Raw genomic sequence first — 22875 nt, 5'->3', positions numbered from 1 at the left:
CGACCCCGTGCGACGGCGCGTCGCAGTTTTTTTGCTGCGCTGCACTAGCGCTGCCCTAGGGAAAACCCTATAATTCGTTCTGTCTTAGGGAAAACCCTGAACCGCAGCCTAACTGGGAGTCGCCATGAGCTTCATCTTTGCCCTGTTCCAAAAGGTAAGCGACCTCTTCGCGTCGCCGTATCTGCCGATGGATTCGGAATACTCGTACGAAGCGCGCCACCGCGAAGCCGAGCGCGTTCGCCGTTCGCACTACATGCCGTTCGGCATGCCGCGTGACTGATCGAAGCTGAAACGCTTCGGGCGGCGCGCGCCGTCCAACGCGTTTCTCCGGTCAGACCGCGAGGTCTTCAGCAAGGCCGGCTCTCGCAAGAGAGCCGGCCTTGCTGCGTTTTGGGGCGGCTGCAAGCCACTGGCTTGTCGGCAGCCGCGCGCGGCTCGTGTCATAGTGATGCCGCCTCGAAATCGCTAAGCCTCATCATGTCCAATACCTACTTCTACGACCCCGCCCAGGGCCATGGCCTGCCGCACGATCCATTCAAGGCGATCGTCGCGCCGCGCGTGATCGGCTGGATTTCCAGCCGCGCAAAAAGCGGCGCGCTCAATCTCGCGCCCTACAGCTTCTTCGGCGCGTTCGCCACGTTTCCGCCGATCATTGGGTTCTGCAGCGAAGGCCGCAAGGACAGCATCAGCAACATCGAAGAGACCGGTGAGTTCGTCTGGAATCTCACGTCGAAGGCGCTGGCGCCGCAGATGAACCGCACCTCCGCGCCGGTCGCCGCCGACGTCGACGAATTCGCGCTCGCGGGCCTCACGGCCGCGCCGGGCCGCAGCGTGGCGGTGCCGCATGTGGCCGAGTCGCCTGCCGCGCTCGAATGCAAGCTGCTGAAGGTCGTGCGGCTCAACACGCTGGACGGCGCGCCCATGGACAACTGGCTCGCGCTGGGGCAGGTGGTGGGTGTGCACATTCGCGAGGAATTCCTGAAGGACGGCCTGTTCGATACGCAAGCGGCCCAGCCCGTGATGCGCGCGGGCTATCGCGCCGACTACGCGCAGATCGGCGAGATGTTCCAGATGGTGCGGCCGAGCGCGTAAGCCGCTGCGGGCGTGCGCTTCGGGATGAACGGGTCGCGGCGTTGCCGCGTGCTGCCCGCCCGCCGATAATGGCCCGACAGCGCGAAGCGCGCAGGGAGGCAATCCATGCAATCTCCGACGGGATCGGTGGTGGCGCTCAGTTCTGCCGCCTCGACGATGTTTTCGATCGGCCTGATCGCGCTGGGCTACTGGGGACTGCACGAGCCGTCTGCCTGGCGCATCGGCGACCGGGTGGTCGTCGGCATCGCGCTCGCGGGCTTCGCGTGCCTCGGCAGCGTGCCCTGGCTCGCCACCTCGCCCGCGAAGCCCAACGACGAGTCGCGCTTTCTGATGGCGCGCCGCGCCTTTCTCTGCGGCGCGGCTGCCGTGTGGGTGTCGATCGCGCTGTCGCTCGTGTTGTGACGAGAAGCGCGATCAGAAGCGGGCGCGCAACCCCACCGTGCCCACCACTTGATTGGCCGTCGTCGACGCGCCGCCCGCCGTGTTGATGAACGCCACATAGTTGTGTCCCGAGGCGTGCTGGTACATGGCCTCGCCGTAGAGGTCGGTGCGCTTCGAGAGGCGGTACACGACCTGCGCGTCCACCTGATTCCACTTCGGATCGGCGCCGTAGGTCGTCGTGTTGCTCACGTGGCCGTCCGTGAAGGTGTAGGCGAGACCGAGACTCCACGCCGGGTTCAACTGATACTTCCCGTTCACTTCGTAGTTGTTGAAGCTCATGTCGCCGCCCTGCGAGCCGAACGAGCTGGTGCCCGCATACTCGCTGCGCGTGAAGACGAAGCCCGCCGTCGCCGGCCCGAAGGTGTAGTTGATACCGCCGCCGAACGAACGCAGGCGGTCGGCGCCGAGCGCGAAGCCGCCCTTGCCGTTGGCCGTCGATTCCGCGAGATCCACCGCGCCCGGGCTGCTTGCCGTCGCGCCCTGGGTGCCGTTCAGCTGCAGATAACCGGCCGCGATGGCGAGCGGCCCGTTGATGTAGCTGGCGCCGAAGCTGTAGGCGCGGTTCACGGCGAAGTCGGTCTGGTTCGAGAACGCGTACAACGCGCCGAATTTCAGGCCGCTATACGTGTTGCTCGTGAACTTGACGGCGTTGCTCATGCGCAGCGAGTGGTTCAGGTTGTCGTTGTCGAACGGATGCGCGAAGCCCGTGTCGCCGAAGGTGCCCGCCGTGGCCGAGAGCGGCGCGACGAAGTCGACGAGCGAGTCGTACTGGCGGCCGAGCGTGAGCGAGCCGAACTGGTCGCTCGCGAGGCCCACGTAGGCCTGACGGCCGAACATGCGGCCGTCCTGGCCGAGCTTGCCGTTCTGCACGTTGAAGCCGTTTTCGAGCACGAAGACCGCATGCAGGCCGCCGCCCAGGTCCTCGCTGCCGCGCACGCCGAAGCGGCTGCCGTTCACGTTGCCGCTCGTTGCCTGCCAGAGCGCGCCGCCCGACTTGCCGCTCGCGACGTTGTTCGTGTACATGATGCCGGCGTCGATCAGGCCGTAGAGCGTGACCGAGCTTTGCGCGTGGACGGCGGGCGCGGCGAGCGTGCCGAGGGCGCCGATCACGGCGGCAGCGGTGGTGAGCGAGAGGGTGTTCTTCATTCGAGGTTCCTGTAGCGTTGTTGTTTCGCGGCGTATGCAAAAGCGGGTTTGCAACAGCGACAGGAGTGTAGGCAGTGACAGGCGCCGGAAAAACCGGCTGTGACTGGAGAGGATTCTTCCTCGATCTGGAAGGATGATTTCATCTCTCTGTCATAAATCGACTCGGGCATCGACTTGGGCGATGCTGGGCTTGCGCCCGGCCCGAAGCAGGAGCGGCCTTGCGAGTTTGGTACGATTCACGCTTTGCCAGCCGACCCTACCTGCCGCGTGAAGCGTTACGTGCCGTTGATCCGCGATCGAATCGCGATGTCGTTGTCCCGCCTGAGGCCTGCCGCCGCGCGGCTGGGCGGGTTTGTCCGTCCCGCATTCGCGCGTGCGCTCCACCATGTGCGGCACCCCACGCGGCGCGGTGTGCTCATGACGATTGGCGCGTTGCCGGCGCTCGTCGTGCTCTACGTGCTCGTGCTGATTCCGTTCACGCCGGGCATTGGCGACATCCGCAAGGCGCGGGTGGACGAACCGGCCCAGATTCTGTCCGCCGACGGCAAGGTGCTCGCCGAGTTCAAGCCATCGAACCGCGAATGGGTGCCGCTCGCGCAGATCTCGCCGCACATGGTCGATGCGCTGATTTCCACCGAGGATCACCGCTTCTACGAGCACCACGGCATCGACTTCAAGCGCACGGCGGGCGCGGCGCTGCACACGTTCTCGGGCGAGCGCCAGGGCGGCTCGACCATTACGCAGCAGCTCGCGCGCAATCTATATCCCGATGAAATCGGCCGCGCGCCCACGCTCACGCGCAAGATCAAGGAAGCGATCACGGCGTTCAAGATCGAGGCGGTGTACAGCAAGCAGCAGATTCTCGAGACGTATCTGAACACGGTGCCGTTCCTCTACAACGCCTATGGCATCGAGATGGCGGCGCGCACCTACTTCGGCGTGTCGGCGGATCAGCTCGACATCCTGCAAGCCGCGACGCTCACCGGCATGCTCAAGGGCAACGCCTACTACAACCCGGTGATCAACCCCGAGCGCGCGCTCGCGCGGCGCAACACCGTGCTCGGCCAGATGGTGAAGTACGGCAAGCTCAGCGAGGCGCAGTACGCCACGCTTTCGAAGAAGCCGCTGCGCCTCGACTTCGAGCGTCAGACCGAGCCGCCCGGCCCCGCGCCGCACTTTGCGCTGCAACTGCGCAAGTGGCTGATTTCGTGGGCCGACCGCAACGACTACAACATCTATTCGGATGGCCTCGTGGTGCGCACCACGATAGATTCGCGCCTCCAGCAAATGGCCACCGCCGCGCTGCGCCAGCACACGAACCAGCTCCAGGGCATCGCCAACGGCGCATGGAGCGGACGCAACGGCTGCGTGGCCGGCAACGACCTGTTCGCGACGTTCATGCGCGAAACGCAGGACTACAAGAGCGCACGCGACGCCGGTGCGAACGACGCCGACGCGCTCAAGCGGCTCGCTGGCGACCGCACCTTCATGCGCAACCTCTGCAAGAGCAAGACCGCGGTGGAGGCGGGCTTCCTCGCCATCGACCCGCGCAGCGGGCAGATCAAGGCGTGGGTGGGCAGCCGCGACTTTACCGACGAACCGTTCGACCACGTGCAGCAGGCACGCCGTCAGCCGGGCTCGACGTTCAAGCCGTTCGTGTACGGCGCGGCCTACGCGGCGGGCGCAAAGCCGAGCGACACGTTCATCGATCAGCCGGTGGAAATCCCGCTGGCGGGAGGCGAAATCTGGAAGCCGACCGACGACGTGCCGCCGAGCAATCGCCCGATGACGCTGCGCGACGCGATCGCGTTCTCGCGCAACCGCATCACCGCGCAGCTCATGCAGACGGTGGGCCCGGACAAGGTCGCGCGGCTCGCGCGCGCGATGGGCGTGCGCGACAGCCAGCTCGCCCCGGTGCCGTCGCTCGCGCTCGGCACGAGCCCGGTCACGTTGAAGGAGATGGTCTCCGCGTACAGCACCATCGCCAACGACGGCGAGTACCTCGAACCGCGCATGGTCACGAGTATCGAGGACCACAAGGGCAACGTGCTCGCGCAGTTCGAGAGCGCTTCGCCCGAGCGGGCGCTTTCGGCAGAGGCGGACCGCACGCTGCTCGACACGATGCGCGACGTCGTGAACCGCGGCACGGGCTCGGCCATCCGCACGCGCTTCGGCATACGCGGCGACGTGGCAGGCAAGACCGGCACGACCCAGGGCAACACGGACGGCTGGTTCATCCTGATGGACCCGCAACTCGTGGCGGGCGCGTGGGTGGGCTTCGACGACGGCCGCGTGACGCTCGACGACTACTGGGGGCAGGGCGCACGCAGCGCACTGCCGATCGTCGGCGACTTCTTCCAGCGTGCGTTGCGCTCGCGCCTCGTCGATCCGCGTGCGCGCTTCGACACCGAGGTGACGCCGGGCGCGTTCGAAACCTTCCGCGAGAACCTGCGGGCGTGGATGGACAAACTGTTCGGCAAGCACGAAGCGCCGCCTCCCGCCCCGCCGGTGCGGCATGCGCCGCCGCCGCGCGTGAGCGCGCCGGCACCTGCATCCGTGCCGGCTGCGGCTTCGGAGGCGGGGGCATCGGTGCCAGCGGAGGCATCGGCACCGTCTGCTGCTTCGGCGGCGGCCGCCGAATCCGCCGCGCGCGCGATCATGGGCCTGCCGCCGATCATCGGGCCGTCCAGCGCGCCGGCGGCGCAAGCCCCGCAGCCTTCGTATCCGGCACAGGCGCCGGCGCTCGCACCGACCCCGACGCCCGACGAGGCGGACCCTGACACGCCGGGCGCGAGCGCGAGCTACACGCCGCCCGTGGCCCAGCCTCAGCAGGGGCAATGAGCGGGGCGTCGCGCGGCCGGCTCAGCGAGTCGCGCGCGCTTCTCCCGCGCCGGTAGCGACAGGGCGCGCCGCGTGCCGGGCGCGCAGGTGAGTGAGCAGCGCCCGGCGCACGGGCGCGTCGTAGTAGCGACTGGCGACCCACGCAAGCAGCACGATGCCCGGTACGAACACGGCGGCGATGACCCGAGACGGATGGCTCAGTGTGTGAATGCGCGACACGAGGTCCTGAACGATGAATCCGAGCGGCACATGAAGAACATAGATGCCGTAGGAAACGAGGCCGGAAAAGGCGACAAGCGGGAGCAGGCGCGCCGGCGGCTCCACGCGGGACGCCACCCAGACGATTCCAGGAAGGACCACCAGCGAGAGAAACAGATCGATCGCGTTTTGATGCGCTGCTGGCCAGGGGATGCAGAGCAGTGCGATCGCCAGCACGATGACCGCGAGCGCCGCAGGATGTCTGCGCTCGCGCACGGGGCGGCCGAATCGATAGAGCAGCAAGCCAGCGGGAAAGGCGTAGCCAAGGCGGGCGAAGCCCGAATCGAAGGTGTCCCAGGCCACTCCGCCGCTGATGGAGGACGTGCAGGCCAGGTACACGAGACAGAGGCCGGATACGCACATGATGGCGACGAGCGTGCGCGTCGTCAGATCGCGAAAGAACACACCGTAGGCAAGGCTCGCCACCAACTCGAAGAACAGCGACCAGGCCGGAAAGTCGAGCGGGTAAATAAAACTCCAGACCGTCGGCCCGGGATAGAACGTAGGCAAGCCGACGTGTGACGGCAGCATCAGCACGCTTGCCGGCAGCGCCGAAGCGATCTCGCTCCAGTTCGATACGGGCAGACGCAGCCCCATGGCAACGAGACCGAGCACGAGGCCGGCGCCGTAAAGCGGGTACAGGCGAACCAGTCGCAGTTGAGTGTATTGACGGCAACTCAAGGCGCCCGACGCGAGTTTACAGTCGTAAGCACTCCCAATGACGAAGCCGCTCATGATGAAAAAGAGATCGACCGCCAGATAGCCGTGCTCGATGGCACGCACGTGGCACAGCATTGGAAAGTGTACGAAGACGACAAGCAGCGCAGCAGCGCCGCGCAGGCCATCTAGCGTGGCGTATCTCGATCCCGGCTGGGTACCCTGCATGACTCGTTCCCCTTGCGATTTTCTTATCGCTTGTGCTCGCAAGGGTATCTGCCCTGGGGATGGGGGGTGTGTTCGGTAACGAGCATATCCAGTGGAAACCGGGCTCAACGATTTCCGCCGACTCAGCGCGCATTGGGGTCAGGTATCTATTCGAGCGCGGTCGAACGCATTGAGCCGCGTTACAGACCGCGCCGAAGCATACGCGTGCGTTACTCGCGCACCTTGAACACGGAGACGAGTTCGGCGAGCGCCGCTGCATGATCGTTGAGCGCGGCGGCGGCGCGCTCGGCGTCGCCCACCAGCGCGGCGCTCTGCTGCGTCGCCGCGCCGATCTGCGAAACCGCGATATTGACCTGCTCGATACCGCCCGATTGTTCGCGAGAGGCCACGCTGATCTCGCCGATGATCGAGCGCACTTCATCCACGCGCGCGACGATGCCGCGCATGGTCGTGCTCGCTTCGCCGGCGATCCGGTAGCCCGTTTCGACCGTCGACGACGATTCGGTGATCAGCGCCGAGATTTCCTTCGCGGCCGCCGCGCTGCGCTGCGCGAGCGCGCGCACTTCGCTCGCGACCACCGCGAAGCCCTTGCCGTGCTCGCCCGCACGCGCGGCTTCCACGGCCGCGTTGAGCGCGAGGATGTTGGTCTGGAACGCGATGCCGTCGATCACACCCGTGATCTCGGCGATCTTCTGCGATGCGCGGCTGATGTCGTTCATCGTTTCCACGACGCGGCTCACGGCGCGCCCGCCGTCGAGCGCGGCTTCGGCTGCGCTCGTCACCACGGTGTTGGCGCGCGTCGCGTGATCGGCATTCTGCTGCACGGTGGACGTGAGCTCTTCCATGCTCGCCGCCGTCTCCTCCAGGCTGCTCGCCTGGCTCGCGATGCGCGAAGCGATCTCGCCGCTGCCTTGCGCGATGCGCGAGGTGTCCTCGCTCATCTGCGCGGTGGCGCTGCGCACCTGCGCGACGATCTGCGCGAGGCCCACGCCGATGCCGTCGATGGCGCGCGTGAGGCGGCCGATCTCGTCGGCACCCGCCGTGCCTTGCGCGTGCGCTGCATCGCCTTGTCCGATGCCGTTGCGGCTGTCGTTGCCGATGCGCACCGTGAGGTCGCCCGCGGCGAGCTGGCCGGCGGCGTGCGCGGCGGCGTCGAGCGGCCGGCTCACGAGGCGGCGCGCCGCGTAGATCGACAGCGCGGCGAACAGCGCGACCAGCACGAGGCCGATGGCCGCGAAGCGGTCGCGCGTGGCGTTCACGTCGGCCATGATTTCGTCGCGCACGGCGACGCCGCCCACGAGCCATTGCCACTGCGGCACGCTCACGAACGAGACGAACTTGGCGCGCGCGTCGCCTTCACCTCGCGTCGAGTCGGCGGAGGTGTAGTCGAGCGTGCCTTCGCGCGTTTCGAGCATGCGCGACCAGGGCGCGTCGGCGTCGTCGTAGTGTTTGCCGACGGCGCTCGGGTGGACGAGGAAGGTGCCGCGCGTCGGGCCGTTCGAAGCGTCCATCACGAAGTAGTAGCCGCTCTCGCCGATCTTGAGCTTGGCGATCTCGCTCTTGAGCGCATCGATCTGCGCGCCCACATCCACGCCGACGAACAGCGCGCCGATCACGTGGCCGCTGGCGTCGAGAATCGGCTTGTACTGCGTGATGTACTGCTTGCCGAACAATTGGGCGAGGCCGGTAAAGGTGCGGTTGGCCATCACCGGGCCATACGCCGGGCCCTTGCGGTCGAGCAGCGTGCCGATCGCGCGCGAGCCGTCCTGCTTCTTGAGCGACGTGGTCACGCGCACGAAGTCGTCGCCGCTGCGCGCGAAAACGGTGGCGATTTCGCCGCTGCGCGCGAGAAACTGGTCGGGGATCGTGAAGTCCAGATTCAGCACGTGATCGCCGGACTTGAAGACCGGCGTGGCCTTGCCGGCAATGTCGACCGTTTGCGTGGGGTCGAGCGTGAAGGCGCCGGGCAGGAAGCTCTCGAAGAGCTGCATGGCACGGTCGACTTCGGTTTCGAGCGCGCCGTTGATGAGCGAGATCGACGAGGCGACCGCCTGATCCTTTTCGGCAATGCGCGAGCGCACCTGGTGGCCGACCTGCGTCGCCGCCGAATGCGTGATCGCCCACGTGAAGGCGGCAAATATGGCTGCGACGAGCACGCACGATAGCAAGGCGAGGCGCACGCCGACACTCGCGCGGCTTGATAAGCGTGAAAGCATGGATTCGGTTCCGGAAAGAGCTTGTGAAGAAGGAACCTGCGCCTTCGAGGCGCTGGCATGACGCATTACGGCGCGCGCGCGCGATCCTTTAGGGCTAGAACCGAAAAACCTTACAATCGCATAAAGATTACCGATGGGTTACGCCATTTTCGGTGTGCAGATTGTGGGATATTTCGGAACCCAAAATAACGCCACCACAAAGAAAGGGCGCATGAAGCGCCCTTTCGTTATGTTTCTCGCGATACGTCGCTCGCGCTGTGCAATCCTCTGCGCGGCCGTCAGCGGCGGGCTCGCCACGTTCTGAGCAAGAGCGCGTTGGTCACGACGCTCACGCTGGAAAACGCCATGGCCGCGCCCGCGAGCATGGGGTTGAGCAGGCCGAAGGCGGCGAGCGGAATCCCGATCAGGTTGTAGAAGAATGCCCAGAACAGGTTCTGCTGGATCTTGCGCCACGTGCGCCGCGAAATATCGATTGCGGCGGCAACGAGCGCGGGGTCGCCGCGCATCAGCGTGATGCCTGCCGCGTGCATGGCGACGTCGGTGCCCGTGGCCATGGCGATGCCGATGTCGGCGGCGGCGAGCGCCGGCGCGTCGTTGATGCCGTCGCCGGCCATCGCGACGATACCGCCGCTCCTGATCTTGAGGTCGCGGATCGTGCGCGCCTTGTCGTCGGGCAGCACGTGCGCATGGACTTCGCGGATACCGAGCTGCGCGGCCACGGCCGCCGCGCTGCCCGCGTTGTCGCCGGTCACGAGCACGCTGCGGATGTCCATCGCCTCGAGGCTCGCAATGGCTTCGCGCGCCGTGGGCTTCACGGTGTCGCCGAAAGCGAGCAGGGCGAGCACCCCGCCGTGCGGCTCGAAGAGCCACGACACCGTATTGCCCGCCTCTTCGAGCGAACGCGCGCGGTCCGCGAGCGCGGGCGGTACGGCGAGCGCCAGTTCGTCGAGCCAGCGGCCGCTGCCGATGGCGAGGCGCCGGCCGTTCACTTCGGCCTCCACGCCGCGCCCCGGCACCGCGCGCGCATGGGCGGCGACAGCCAAAGCCGCTGACGCCTGGGCTTCGGCCTGGGCGTCATACGCCTGCACCACGGCCTTCGCGAGCGGGTGATCGCTGTGCCGCTGCACGGCGGCGGCGAGCGCGAGCGCCTCGCCATGCTCGAGGCCTTCGGCCGCATCGAACGCGGTGAGCGAGGGCTGGCCGAGCGTGAGCGTGCCGGTCTTGTCGAAGGCGACCACGCTCACGTTGTGGGCGGTCTCCAATGCTTCGGCATCCTTGATGAGCACGCCGTGGCGCGCGGCCACGCCGGTCCCGGCCATGATCGCGGCGGGCGTGGCGAGGCCGAGCGCGCACGGGCAGGCGATCACGAGCACGGCTACAGCGTTGAGGATCGCCGTTTCGGCGCTCGCGCCCGCGAACAGCCAGCCGCCCAGCGTGATGGCCGCGATCACGAGAATCGCCGGGACGAACACGGCGCTCACGCGGTCGACGAGACGCTGGATCGGCGCCTTTTCGGCCTGCGCGCTTTCCACGAGGCGAATGATGCGTGCAAGCGTGGTTTCCGCGCCGATGGCCGTGGTGCGCACGGCGATCGCGCCTTCGCCGTTGATCGAGCCGGCTGTGACGGGATCGTCGGGCGCTTTCGGCACGGGCAGGCTTTCGCCCGTGATGAGCGATTCGTCGATGTGGCTGCGGCCTTCGAGCACGACCCCGTCCACGGGCACACGCTCGCCGGGGCGCACGACCACCGCGGTGCCCACGCGAACCTGGGCGAGCGGCACTTCGCGCTCCTCTGCGTTGGCGCCATTTGCGCCAACGACGCGGATGCGCGCGCGATCGGGCCGCAGCGCGTTGAGGGCGCGGATTGCGTCGGTGGTCTGGCGCTTCGCGCGCGCTTCGAGCCACTTGCCGAAGCGCACCAGCGTGATGACCACCGCCGAGGCCTCGAAATACAGATGGGCCATGTCGCCGGGGTGCGCGAGCATCGCATAGACGCTCACGCCATACGCGGCCGATGTGCCGAGCGCGACCAGCAGATCCATGTTGCCCGCACCGGCGCGCACGGCCTTCCACGCGGCGCGGTAGAAGCGCGCGCCGAACACGAACTGGACGACGCTCGCCAGCGCCAGCTGTGCCGCGGCGGGCAGCATCCAGTCGAGGCCGAGCCAGTGGCCGAACATCGGCAGCACGAGCGGGGCCGTGAGCACGGCCGAAATCAGCACGGCGCGCCATTCGCGGCGCGCTTCGTCGCTGGCGGCGGCGCCTTTCTGCGGGGCGGCGGCGCCTTCGTCGGCGGCGAGTGGCGTGGCTTCATAGCCGGCCTTTTTGACGGCGGCGACGAGCAGGTCCTGCAATTCGCCCGTGAGCGGCGAGCGGGTGTTGACGGTGGCCTGCTCGGTGGCGAGGTTCACGCTTACGCCAGCCACGCCGGGCACGCGCGCGAGTGCCTTCTCGACGCGGTTCGCGCACGACGCGCAAGTCATCCCGCCGATGGCGAGCGTCGTGGCTTCCGTGGCGACGGGCACGGCTTCATAGCCGGCCTTTTCGACGGCGGCGACGAGCGCGGCGGGCGCGACGCCGCCGCTGGCCTCGACGGTGGCCTTTTCCGTGGCGAGGTTGACCGAGGCGCGCGTGACGCCCGGCACCTTGGCAAGCGCTTTCTCGACGCGCATGGCGCACGAGGCGCACGTCATGCCGTGGACTTCGAGTTCGGCCACGGCGGTATCGGTGCGTTCTGCTACGAGGGGTTCATTCATGATGGGGTGCGAGCACTGGCTGTCATCGATGTTACGCAGTATCTACGTTCCCATCATGGGAAGGTCAAGGGGCGCGACACTACGCCCCTTTCGTTTCAGAGGGAAGTCCTGAGCGCAAGCTCTCCGCCTGTAAGGCAATATTCCACGCCACAGTCTTTTCAGGCCCATGCGCGAGCGATACGATACCAACCGGCGGCATTGGCGCCTTGCCGCGTGCATTTCACTACGGCCCTGGGGGGGCCGCGCGGAGTGGCCAGCCGGTCGACGTCACTTCATGGACCGCCCGCACCGAATACAACCAACAAATGACAACAATACATCGAGCATTCTCTACGTACCGTAGCTGCTCCGCGCTCGCCTGCCTTGCCCTGATTGCCGGATGCGCCTCGGCGCCGGGCGACGTTGCGCCGAAGAGCAACGGCTGGATGAAGGACGAAGTCTCCGACTCCTATGTGTTTGGCTATCCGCTCGTGCTGATGGACGTGGCGCGCGAATCCGCCACCGGCAGCGGGCCCGGCCAGGCCGCGCCGAACACGCTGCGCCACGCGCAGTCGCTGCCGCCCGTCGGGGCCTCGAGCCCGCTCGAACCCAACCTCGACACGCTGACTTCCAGCGGCTGGCTCGACGTATCGAGCGAGCCGGTGCTCGTCACGCTGCCCGACACGCACGGCCGCTACATGGACGCACGCGCGCTCGACATGTGGACGAACGTCGTCTGGTCGACCGCCGGCGCGCAGTCGGGTGAACGTGTCAGCGGACTGAAAGCGCAAACGATTGCATTTGTTCCGGCCGGCTGGAAGGGCACGCTGCCCGCGCGCGTGAAGCGCGTCGACGTGTCGACGCGCTACGTGTGGTTCCTCGCGCGCATCCAGACACGCGGCGGCGCCGACATCGCGGCCGTGCGGCGGCTGCAGCACGGGCTGCAGGTCACAGCGCTGTCCGGGTGGGACGAGCGCGGCGCGCGCGGCAAGGCCGGCGCTCGCGGCGGCCGCGGCAACGAGCCGACCGGCGCCACGCAGAGCGGCGATCCGGTGGCGCCGGGCACACCGTCCGCCCAGGTCGCGGCGCTCGACGCGCACGGTTTCTTCGACCGGCTCGCCCTGGCGCTGGAAGACAACCCGCCCACGGCAGACGACGCGCACGCGCTCAAGATTCTCGGCGACATTGGCGTACACCCGGGCGACCCGGCGCAGCTGCCCTCGGGCGCGAAGGACGCCGCGGTCATCAAGGCGGGTCTCGCCGATGGCCGCACGCGCGCCGCGACGCCGCCGTCCAACCTGCTGGCGGGCAACGGCTGGCTCTGGGTGGGCGACGACGCAGGCAACTACGGCCCCGACTACTCGCTGCGCGCCTACGCGGCGTACACGTCGCCGGGTCTGCCGACGACCCGCGACGAAGTGCGCGCCCGCGTGAGCCAGGACAGCGACGGGCATGCGCTCAACGGCGCGAACCGCTACACGATTCACTTCACGGCGAAGCAGCTGCCGCCGGTGCGCGGCTTCTGGTCGATCACGGCCTATACCACCGACGGCGCGCTCGACGCCGACGCGCCCGTGCGCGTAGCGTTCGGCGACCGCAGCGGCGCACGGCGCAACCGCGACGGCTCGCTCGACGTGCAGGTGAGCGCCGAGCGGCCGCGCGGCGGCGCGAACTGGGTGCCGGCGCCGCATGGCGACTTCCGGCTCGTGATGCGCCTCTACGCGGCGAAGCCGCAAGCGACCGACGGCAGCTGGCAGCCGCCCGCCGTCGAGCGGCAGTAATCGCTGAACCGGCCTGAACGAAGCGTTGGCGGGGCGCTGTCCCGCCAACGTTTTTTTGCGCCGTATAAGCCCGTTCGAGCGCGCCACGCCCGGCTTGTCCGCCCGCGTTTTCATGCATCGCGCAATACGCGCGGCGCACGTTACGCAATCGCCGGGCCATCGCCTTTGCGCTGTTACTTCTTGTTGCGCAATACCTGCGCCGCGGGCGGCGTTTTCCCGTCGTCCGATCTTCTATCGGACCTATACTTCCGGCTGTCGGCATCCCCGGATTTCCGACATCAGACCCACATCCCGCGGCGGGCCTGTTGCCGCCTCATCCGCAAGCAAGCATGGCAAGCCTCAACAAAGCGTCGCTCAACTCTTCCTTGCAGTCGGTGCGCGCGGTCGCGCGTGCGCCCCGCACCCGGCACATCCTTACCGGTGTCGTCATCTTTCTGATTGTGTTCGGTCTGGTCGGCTTCTTTGCCGCGCCGCCGATCATTCGCCATGTTGCCGAGCAGCAGTTGAGCAAGCAGCTCGACCGGCCCGTCACGATCGGCCGCATCGCGCTCAATCCGTACACGCTGCGCCTCGAAGCGGACCGTGTGCATATCGGCGAGCGCGGCGGCAACGGCGACTTCTTCGATGTCTCGCGCGCCGTCGTGCAGGCGTCGTGGTCGTCGATCTTTCGCGCGGCACCCATCGTCGACGAACTGCGGCTCGACTCTCCGCGCGCCACGATCGTGCGGCTCGACGCCCAGCACTTCAACTTCTCGGACCTCATCGAGAAGTTCTCGACGCCCTCGAAACCCGGCAGCAAGCCGACGCAGTTTTCGGTTTCAAACATCCGCATCGAGAACGGCCAGATCACCTTCGACGATCGCCTGCTCAACGAAAAGCACGTGATCGACCGCTGGTCGCTCGGCATTCCGTTCATCGCCACGCTGCCTTCCAAGACCGATATCTTCGTTCAGCCGATGCTGCGCGCGCGCATCGACGGGGCGAGCACGCTCGCCATCGACGGCAGAACCAAGCCCTTTTCCGCGACGCGCGAGTCGGAAGTGGAGCTGCGCCTGACCGACCTCGATGTGCCGAAGCTCCTCACCTACGCGCCGACGAAGCTGCCTGTCACAGTGAAGAGCGGCAAGCTCTCGACCAACCTCAAGCTCGATTTCGTGATGTCGGGCGAGAAGCCCACGCTGCGTGTGGCGGGCACGACCGACCTGAACGACTTCGACTCGACCGACAACGCCAATGCGCCGTTCTTCAGCGCGCGCAGTCTGCACGTGGCGGCAGCCTCGCTCGAACCGTTCAGCAACGTCTATCGTTTCGACGACATCCATCTCGACGCGCCCACCGTGTGGGTCGCACGTGACAAGCAAGGCGTGCTGAGCATCGAGAAGCTGATGGGCGCGCCGGCCGCGCAAAACGCGCCGGCCGCGAACGAGGCCGCGAACAAGGCCGCGAGCGCCGCGCCGGCCTCGGGCGCCTCGGGTGCCCAGCGCGCGCAGGCGGCGCCCGAGGAAGCGAAGCCCGCGCCGCTCGATGTCTCGATCCGCCAGTTCGCGCTCACGAACGGCACCGTGCACATTGCTGACGATCTGCCCGCGCGCCCGGTGAACGTCGAACTCACGCAGCTTTCCACCACGCTTACGAACTTCTCGACGACTGCCAAAGCCGGCGCGCCGTTCACGTTTGCGACGAATGCGACCGACGGCGGCACGATCAAGGCGTCGGGCACGGTGAGCCTCGCGGGCAAGAACGCCGAAGCCAACATCGCGCTCGAGCGCGTGGGTCTGCCGCAAGCGCAGCCGTATATCGACAACCTCAGCAGCGCGCAGATTCTGGACGGCAGGCTCAATCTCACGTCCACGCTCAAGGCCGACTGGGCGCAGCAGCCTGCCGTCGTGCAGGTCGGCCAGAGCACGCTCGGCCTCGAATCGCTCAAGCTCGCTGCGCGCGGCGCGAAGGCGCCTGCCATCGCGCTCGACCGCGGCACGGTGCAGGTAAGCGGCATCGACCTCAATGCGCGCAAGGCGCAGATTGCATCGGTCGACGTGACCGGCCTCGTGGTGAACGCCGAGCGCCAGAAGGACGGCAAGGTCGACCTGGCGCAACTCGCCTCCACGCAGCAGGCGGTGCCCGAGCGCACGGCGATTCGCGCCGCGCAGAAGTCGGTGCAGGAAGGGCCGGCCTGGCGCTACACGATCGACGCTTTCACGCTGAACAACGGCACGATCAACTTTACGGACAATTCGACGCCGCGGCCGGTAAAGCTCGCCATCACGCCGTTCGACCTGAAGATCCAGCAGATCAGCGACGACCTGAGGCACCCGCTGCCGATCGACCTGAAGGCGACCGTCAACCGTAAGGGCACGCTCGCGCTGAGCGGCAAGATCAACCCGACGCCGCTCACGGCGCAGCTGAAAATCGACGCGAACCGGCTCGACGCCGCCGCGTTCGAGCCTTATTTCGGCAATCAGCTCAACGCGGTGATCGCGAGCGCGCTGCTCAACATGAACGGGCAACTTTCTGTGGAGCAGGGCAAGGCGCTCAAGGCGAACTATCGCGGCGATGCGGCGCTCGTGGACGTGCGCATGCTCGACAAGGCCACATCCGGCCCGTTCGCGGGCTGGCGCTCGCTCGCGCTCACGAACCTGAAGGCGAACTACGACGACGCGCGCGGCACCGACGTGGACGCGAGCCGCGTGACGTTCGCAGGCTTCTATGGCCGCGTGCTGCTCGACGCGCAAGGCAAGCTCAATCTCAAGGACGTAGTCGCGCATCAAACGGGCACCGCGCAGTCGCTCACGCAGGACAAGAGCGGCAAGCCTGGCGAGCGCGAGCCGGTGCCGCTCACGCCGCAGGCGGCGAGCGCGCCCGTGCAGACGGCTTCCGCACCGGCGTCGGCTTCCGCGCCGGCAACGGTCGTGGCCGCGCAGCCGCCGAAGAACCCCGTGCGCCTGCACTTCGGTGAGCTCGTGCTGCAGGACGGCCGCGTGAACTATACCGACAACTTCATCAAGCCGAACTACTCCGCCGATCTCGTGCAGATCCACGGCACGGTGGGCGCGTTCGGCACGCAGTCGACCACGCCTGCGCCCGTGGATGTCTCCGCGAAGCTCGCGGCGAACGGTCCGCTCTCGATCAAGGGCACGGTGAATCCGCTCATCGACAAGCCGTCGCTCGACCTCACGGCCAGCGCGCACGATATCGAGCTCACGAACCTCACGCCGTATTCGGCGAAGTACGCGGGCTACCCGATCACGAAGGGCAAGCTCAACGTCGATCTGCACTACCAGCTCGCGAACGACGAGCTCACGGCGAACAACCATATCTTCATCGACCAGCTCACGTTCGGCGATCACATCGACAACGACACGGCCACCAAGCTGCCGGTGCGGCTCGCGATTTCGCTGCTCAAGAACCGCAGGGGCGAAATCGATGTGAACATCCCGGTGTCAGGCTCGCTCTCCAACCCTGAGTTCAGCCTGGGCGGCCTGATCTGGAAGGCGGTGCTCAACCTCATCGCGAAGGCGGTGACCGCGCCGTTCACGCTGCTCGCCAATGCGTTCGGGGGTGGCGGCGAAGACCTGGGCTATGTCGAGTTCGCGGCCGGCACGGCAACGCTCACCGATGCCGACCAGAAGAAGCTCGACACGATCGTGAAGGCGCTCGACGACAAACCTTCGATCAAGATCGATCTGATCGGCCGCGTCGATCCGGCCGTGGACACGCCCGCACTGCGCGAGCAGTACGTGGATCGCCTCGTGCGGCTCCAGAAGGTGAAGGACACGGTGGGTAACGGCGAGAGCGTCGATACCTCGCAGGTCAAGGTGGACGACAAGGAGTACGAGAAGTACCTCGCCAAGGCCTATAAGGATGCGGACTTCAAGAAGCCGCACAACATGATCGGCCTCACGAAGACGCTGCCCGTGGACGACATGAAGCAGGCGCTGGCCGACCACGCACCCGTTGACGACGCCACCTTGCGCAATCTCGCTCAGGATCGTGCGCAGGCGGTGCAGCAGTACTTCGAAGGCAAGGTCGATCCGAGCCGCGTGTTCATCGTGGCGCCGAAGCTGGACGCCAAGGGCATCGACGACAAGGGCGCGACGACGCGCGTGGATTTCGGGCTGAAATAAGCCGTGGTTTGGTGATTCGATGCAGCGGCGCGTTTCGGTCTAACCGGCGCGCCGCAGCTTTTTCGGGCTCGCAAAAGCGTGTTCTTCGATGACCTGCGCGAGCGTCGCAAAGGCCGGCGCGATCTCCTCGTGCGGCACGCACGCATAACCCGTTAGCAATCCTTTGCGGTCCTGGCGCACGCTATAGTAGGCCGCAAGCGGCCGCACGATCACGCCTGCGTCGTAGGCGGCCGCAGCGACGGCGCGGTCGTCGGCATGGTCGGGCAGGCCGAGCACGAAGTGCAGGCCCGCTTCGTCGCCCATAACGGGCAGCGCATCGCCGAAGTGGCGCGTGACCGCGTCGATCAGCAACTGGCGCCGCTCGCCATAGAGCGTGCGCATGCGGCGCACGTGCGAAGTGAGATAGCCATCCATGATGAACTCGGCGAGCACGGCCTGCTGCATGAGCTGGCCTTCGCGATACAGCTCCGCCACGCCCGTGCGGAATGTGGCGGCGAGCCGCTCGGGCACGACCATGTAGCCGATGCGCAGGCCGGGAAACAGCAGCTTGCCAAGGCTGCCCACGTAGATCACGCGGTCCGATTCGTCGAGACCCTGCAACGAGGCGAGCGGCCGGCTGCCGTAGCGGAACTCGCTGTCGTAGTCGTCCTCGATGATCCACACCTTGTGCTGGCGCGCGTATTCGAGCAGCGTGCGGCGGCGCGCGAGGCTCATGACCATGCCGAGCGGATATTGATGCGAAGGCGTGACGAGCGCGATGCGCGGCGGGTCGCGCAGGTCCTGCTCACGCGGATTGAGCCCTTCGTCGTCGACGGGAATCGGTGCGAGCTTCAATCCCGAGGACTGCAACACACTGCGCGCGCCCCAGTAGCACGGTTCTTCGACCCACGCCGTGTCGCCGTGGTCGGCGAGCAGCCTCACGGCGAGATCGATGGATTGGTGAATACCCGTAGTGATGATGATCTGGTCCGGCGTGCAGCGCACCGAGCGTGCCACGCGCAGGTAGTCCGAAAGCGCGCGCCGCAGCGGACGGTAGCCGCCGCCGGGAGCGTAGGTAAGCAAACCATGATTCGCCGATTTCCACAGGCGGGCCTGCAGGCGGCTCCACGTGCGCGCCGGAAACTCGGCCACGTCGGGCACGCCCGGCATGAAGGCGCCCCACTGCCTGGCGGACACGCCCGCCTCGTCGATGAGCCGTTGGCCGCGCATCGACATGTCGCCGCGCGGGGAGGCGCCGTTCTCCTCGTCGTCCTCGTCGGCGGGGGCGGCCGCTGGCGTCGGCGTGCTCACGGCGGCCGAGTCGGGGCGCGTGTCGGCGACATAGGTGCCGCTGCCCGTGGTCGAGATCACGTAGCCCTCGGCGCTCAGCTGGTCGTAGACGTGCAGCACGGTGTTGCGCGCCACGCCGAGGTCGACCGCGAGCGTGCGCGAGCTGGGCAGCTTGGTGCCGGGCGCGAGCCGACCCGTCAGGATGGCCTGCTGCATGAGCTGGAGCAGCTGACGGTAGGCGGGCTCGGCGCTTTCCTTGTCGAGTTGCGCAGCGAGCCATTCGGACAGGATGACCATGGCCAAGTGGTTCCATCGATAATAATGAAATGGCTCCATTGAATAGAGCCGGGACCATCTATAGTAATTCGCACGTCAGGTTCGGTTAATGCCTGTGACGTATTTATTTAATCGCGTCAGAAGGCCGGCCGGGAAAAGAGCAAGCAAAGGAGACAGGGCGAATGAAGACCTCGGATGTGATCGTCAGCTTTCGCGGCGTGCGCAAGACCTACGACGGCGAAACTCTGGTCGTCAAACAACTTGACCTTGATATCTACCAGGGAGAGTTTCTGACGCTGCTCGGGCCGTCCGGCTCCGGCAAGACCACCTGCCTGATGATGCTCGCCGGCTTCGAGTTTCCCACCGGCGGCGAGATCCGTCTCGAAGGCAAACTTCTCAACAACGTGCCGCCGCACAAGCGCGACATCGGCATGGTGTTCCAGAACTACGCGCTCTTCCCGCATCTCACGGTCGAGCAGAACGTGGCCTATCCGCTGGGCGTGCGCAAGGTGCCGACCGCCGAGCGGGCGCAGCGCGTGAACGACGCGCTCAAGATGGTGCGTATGGAAGGTTTCGCCAGGCGCTATCCCGCGCAGCTCTCGGGCGGCCAGCAGCAGCGCATCGCGCTTGCCCGCGCGCTCGTCTTCCAGCCCAAGCTCGTGCTGATGGACGAACCGCTCGGCGCGCTCGACAAGCAGTTGCGTGAACATATGCAGTACGAACTGAAGTCGCTGCACGAGAAGCTTGGCGTCACATTCGTCTACGTCACGCACGATCAGGGCGAGGCGCTCACGATGTCGGACCGCGTGGCGGTGTTCGACAAGGGCATCGTGCAGCAGCTTGACAGCGTGGACCGGCTCTACGAGTCGCCGTGCAACGAGTTCGTGGCGAACTTCATCGGCGACAGCAACCGGCTGCGCGGCACCATTGCCGCCGTGGATGGCGAGTACTGCGAAATGCATCTCGCCGACGGCACGCGCCTGAAGGGCCGCAATGTGGCGGGTGCGCAGGCGGGCGCCTCAGCCATCGCCTGCATTCGCCCCGAGCGCATGAAGCTCGCGAACGGCTCGAGGGGTAACGGTGCGAACGCGCTGGCGGGCGAAGCGCGCGGCCTGATCTATTTCGGCGACCACGTGCGCATGCGCTGTGGCTTGCCCCAGCAGGACGAGTGCTTCGTGAAGGTGCCGCTCGGCACCGAGGCGCTCGACGGTTTCGCGCCCGGTCAGCCGGTCGCACTCGAATTCGCGCCGGAGCATCTGCGCGTGTTCGCTTGAGGCGTGCGGGCGCGGCGCGCAATCTCGCGCGCCGTCGCCTCGCGAAGCAGGCGTCTCGACGATCGGGCCACGTTTCTCGCATCGAAGGGCCCGGCAAGACAAACCACCAAGGAGAAGGGACTCAACCATGAAGCAGATCGGCAACATGCGCGTTGCAGCGGTCGCGGCCGCGCTCGCACTCTCGTTCGGCGTGGCGAATGCCGCGGAGCTCACCGTCGTGAACTTTGGCGGCGCCAATGGCAATGCGCAGAAGGCGGCGTTCAACGAGCCGTTCCAGTCGCAGACGGGCAACAAGATCACCGCCGTCGAATACAACGGCGAGCAGGCCAAGGTGAAGGCCATGGTCGACGCGAAGCACGTGGACTGGGACGTGGTGGAAGTCGAAACCGGCGACATCGCGCGCGGTTGCGACGAAGGTCTCTACGAGAAGCTCGACTGGGCCAAGCTCGGCAACAAGGGCGACTTCATGAAGGCCGCGCAGCAGCCCTGCGGCGCAGGCTTCTTCGTGTGGTCCACGGCACTCGCCTATAACGCCGACAAGCTCAAGACCGCGCCCACGAACTGGGCCGACTTCTGGGACGTGAAGAAATTCCCGGGCAAGCGCGGCATGCGCAAGGGCGCACGGTACAACATGGAATTCGCCCTGATGGCCGACGGCGTAGAGCCGCAGGACGTCTACAAGGTGCTCTCGACGAAGGCCGGTCAGGACCGCGCGTTCAAGAAGCTCGATGAGCTGAAGCCGAACATCCAGTGGTGGGAAGCCGGCGCGCAGCCGCCGCAGTTCCTGGTCGCGGGCGACGTGGTGATGTCCACGGCGTACAACGGCCGTATCGACGCCGCGCAGCGCGAAGGCAAGAACCTCAAGGTAGTGTGGACCGGCAGCATCTACGACCTCGACTACTGGGCGATCCCGAAGGGCGCGCCGAACAAGGCGCTGGCCGAGCAGTACATCGCTTACACGCTTTCGCCGAAACCGCAGCAGGAGTATGCGCAGCACATCGCGTATGGCCCGGTGAACGCGAACGCGATCAAGGCGCTCGATGCGAAGACGCTCGCCAACCTGCCGAATTCGCCGGCCAACGGCAAGAACGCCATCCAGGAGAACCTCACGTTCTGGACCGACCACGGCGACGAACTGGAGCAGCGTTTCTCCTCGTGGGCCGCGAAGTAAGGGTGGGCTAGACGCTCCGGCGTGCGAGCGCCGGAGCGTTTTGTAGCATGGCAGGGGGAGACCAGGTGTGACTACGATGACGACCGTGACCAACGTTGCCGGCGCGGCACGCGAGGAGACCGCGCGGCTGAAGCGCGAACTGCGCGTGGCGCAAGCGAAGAAGCGCACGATGGCGCTCATGCTGATCGCGCCGCTCGCGATCTTTCTGCTGCTGATTTTCGTGGTGCCGATCGCGGCACTGCTCACGCGTGCGGTGCAGAACCCCGAAGTGGCGACAGCGCTGCCGCATACCATCGCGGCGCTGCGCGGCTGGGACCGCAAGAGCGCGCCACCCGACGCGGCTTACGCTGCGCTTGCGCAGGACCTCACCGTCGTAAAGGAAGGTGATGCGATGGGCGCGCTGGCGCGCCGCCTGAACGTGGAAATCGCGGGCTTCCGCTCGCTCGTCGCGAAGACGGCGCGCGCCATGCCGCTCGCCGACGACGACGGCAAACCGCTTACGCTCACTCCCGCGCAAACGCGCGCCAAAATTGTCGAGCTCGACGACCGCTGGGGCGACGTGACCTACTGGCAAGCCATTGCGAAGAACAGCTCGCGCATCTCGCCGTTCTATCTGCTCGCCTCGCTCGATCATCGTCAGGATGCGTTCGGCCGCATCGTGGCCGCCGATCCCGAGCAGCAGATCTATCTCGACGTGTTCGCGCGCACCTTCGTCATCAGCGTGTTCGTCACGGTGTTCGCGCTGCTGCTCGGTTACCCGCTCGCTTACTGGATCTCGACGCTCTCCGAGCGCCGCGCGAATCTCGTGATGATCCTCGTGCTGATTCCGTTCTGGACGTCGATTCTCGTGCGCGTGGCGGCGTGGATCGTGATCTTGCAGGGCGAGGGCCTCGTCAACAAGGCGCTGATGGGCTCGGGCCTCATCTCGCATCCGCTCGCGCTGCTGTTCAACCGCGTGGGCGTCTACATTTCGATGACGCACATCCTGCTGCCGTTCATGGTGCTGCCGCTCTACAGCGTGATGAAGTCGATTCCGCCGACTTACCAGCGCGCGGCCGTATCGCTCGGCAGCCATCCGTTCGCGGCCTTCTGGCGCGTGTATGTGCCGCAGACGTACCCCGGCGTGGGCGCGGGCGTGCTGCTCGTGTTCATTCTCTCGATCGGCTACTACATCACGCCGGCGCTGCTCGGCGGCCCGGGCGACCAGATGGTCAGCTACTACGTGGCGTACTTCACCAACGTGTCGATCAACTGGGGCATGGCCTGCGCGCTCGGCGCGCTGCTGCTCGCGGCGACCACGGTGCTCTATTTCGTCTACGGGCGCTTCACGCGCACGCAACTGAGCCTTGGCTAAGGGAGGCGCGAT

14 protein-coding genes are annotated in these 22875 nt (G+C 66.7%); 9 read left to right on the top strand and 5 right to left on the bottom strand.

The genetic code is table 11. The features are described from left to right. Window positions 1-124: 124 nt before the first annotated feature. From AB3X99_RS06880 to AB3X99_RS06870, 3 genes are all read left to right on the top strand, one after another. The gene (locus tag AB3X99_RS06880; protein WP_165822904.1) at window positions 125-280 is read left to right on the top strand and encodes a hypothetical protein; all 156 of its coding nucleotides are present in this window, start codon (window positions 125-127) and stop codon (window positions 278-280) included. Window positions 281-477: 197 nt separating this feature from the next. Beyond that, complete coding sequence (locus tag AB3X99_RS06875) at window positions 478-1092, top strand: flavin reductase family protein (RefSeq protein ID WP_069261419.1); 615 nt, start codon at window positions 478-480, stop codon at window positions 1090-1092. 105 nt (window positions 1093-1197) lie between these two features. Continuing rightward, window positions 1198-1494, top strand: coding sequence for a hypothetical protein (locus AB3X99_RS06870; RefSeq protein WP_028202877.1), 297 nt, complete (start codon window positions 1198-1200; stop codon window positions 1492-1494). A gap of 12 nt (window positions 1495-1506) precedes the next feature. Here the strand turns inward: AB3X99_RS06870 and AB3X99_RS06865 are convergent, their stop codons facing one another. Then, window positions 1507-2679 (bottom strand): porin, encoded by a 1173-nt coding sequence (locus AB3X99_RS06865; RefSeq protein WP_368616487.1) that lies wholly within the window; start codon window positions 2677-2679, stop codon window positions 1507-1509. 306 nt (window positions 2680-2985) lie between these two features. On the opposite strand from AB3X99_RS06865, the gene AB3X99_RS06860 reads away from it, so the two are divergent. Further along, a complete protein-coding gene (locus AB3X99_RS06860) occupies window positions 2986-5520 on the top strand; it encodes a transglycosylase domain-containing protein (RefSeq protein WP_368616486.1) in 2535 nt (844 codons plus the stop codon). Window positions 5521-5541: 21 nt separating this feature from the next. Here the strand turns inward: AB3X99_RS06860 and AB3X99_RS06855 are convergent, their stop codons facing one another. The 3 genes from AB3X99_RS06855 to AB3X99_RS06845 form a co-directional block, all read right to left on the bottom strand. Beyond that, window positions 5542-6663, bottom strand: coding sequence for an acyltransferase family protein (locus tag AB3X99_RS06855; protein ID WP_368616485.1), 1122 nt, complete (start codon window positions 6661-6663; stop codon window positions 5542-5544). A gap of 209 nt (window positions 6664-6872) precedes the next feature. Further along, window positions 6873-8879 (bottom strand): Cache 3/Cache 2 fusion domain-containing protein, encoded by a 2007-nt coding sequence (locus AB3X99_RS06850; protein WP_342946953.1) that lies wholly within the window; start codon window positions 8877-8879, stop codon window positions 6873-6875. Between the two features lie 278 nt (window positions 8880-9157). Then, a complete protein-coding gene (locus tag AB3X99_RS06845; protein WP_368616484.1) occupies window positions 9158-11635 on the bottom strand; it encodes a heavy metal translocating P-type ATPase in 2478 nt (825 codons plus the stop codon). Window positions 11636-11940: 305 nt separating this feature from the next. On the opposite strand from AB3X99_RS06845, the gene AB3X99_RS06840 reads away from it, so the two are divergent. After that, window positions 11941-13395, top strand: a complete 1455-nt coding sequence (locus AB3X99_RS06840) for a DUF1254 domain-containing protein (RefSeq protein WP_069261414.1) — start codon at window positions 11941-11943, stop codon at window positions 13393-13395. A 329-nt stretch (window positions 13396-13724) separates the two neighbouring features. Then, the gene (locus tag AB3X99_RS06835) at window positions 13725-17519 is read left to right on the top strand and encodes a DUF748 domain-containing protein (RefSeq protein WP_368616483.1); all 3795 of its coding nucleotides are present in this window, start codon (window positions 13725-13727) and stop codon (window positions 17517-17519) included. Between the two features lie 39 nt (window positions 17520-17558). Here the strand turns inward: AB3X99_RS06835 and AB3X99_RS06830 are convergent, their stop codons facing one another. After that, on the bottom strand, window positions 17559-19091 hold the full coding sequence (locus tag AB3X99_RS06830; protein ID WP_141710535.1) for a PLP-dependent aminotransferase family protein: 1533 nt from the start codon (window positions 19089-19091) through the stop codon (window positions 17559-17561). A gap of 155 nt (window positions 19092-19246) precedes the next feature. Between AB3X99_RS06830 and AB3X99_RS06825 the strand changes: the two genes are divergently transcribed. The 3 genes from AB3X99_RS06825 to AB3X99_RS06815 all read left to right on the top strand — a co-directional run bounded on the left by AB3X99_RS06825 (window position 19247) and on the right by AB3X99_RS06815 (window position 22863). Next, a complete protein-coding gene (locus AB3X99_RS06825; protein ID WP_069261411.1) occupies window positions 19247-20338 on the top strand; it encodes an ABC transporter ATP-binding protein in 1092 nt (363 codons plus the stop codon). 145 nt (window positions 20339-20483) lie between these two features. Continuing rightward, window positions 20484-21509 (top strand): ABC transporter substrate-binding protein, encoded by a 1026-nt coding sequence (locus AB3X99_RS06820; protein WP_368616724.1) that lies wholly within the window; start codon window positions 20484-20486, stop codon window positions 21507-21509. A gap of 76 nt (window positions 21510-21585) precedes the next feature. Next, complete coding sequence (locus AB3X99_RS06815) at window positions 21586-22863, top strand: ABC transporter permease (protein ID WP_368616723.1); 1278 nt, start codon at window positions 21586-21588, stop codon at window positions 22861-22863. The last annotated feature ends 12 nt before the right edge of the window (window positions 22864-22875 follow it).

Source organism: Paraburkholderia sp. BR10882 (assembly GCF_040948855.1).
Taxonomy (GTDB): domain Bacteria; phylum Pseudomonadota; class Gammaproteobacteria; order Burkholderiales; family Burkholderiaceae; genus Paraburkholderia; species Paraburkholderia nodosa_A.
The sequence above is the reverse complement of the archived record's forward strand: the minus strand, read 5'-3'. Positions and strand labels throughout refer to the sequence as shown.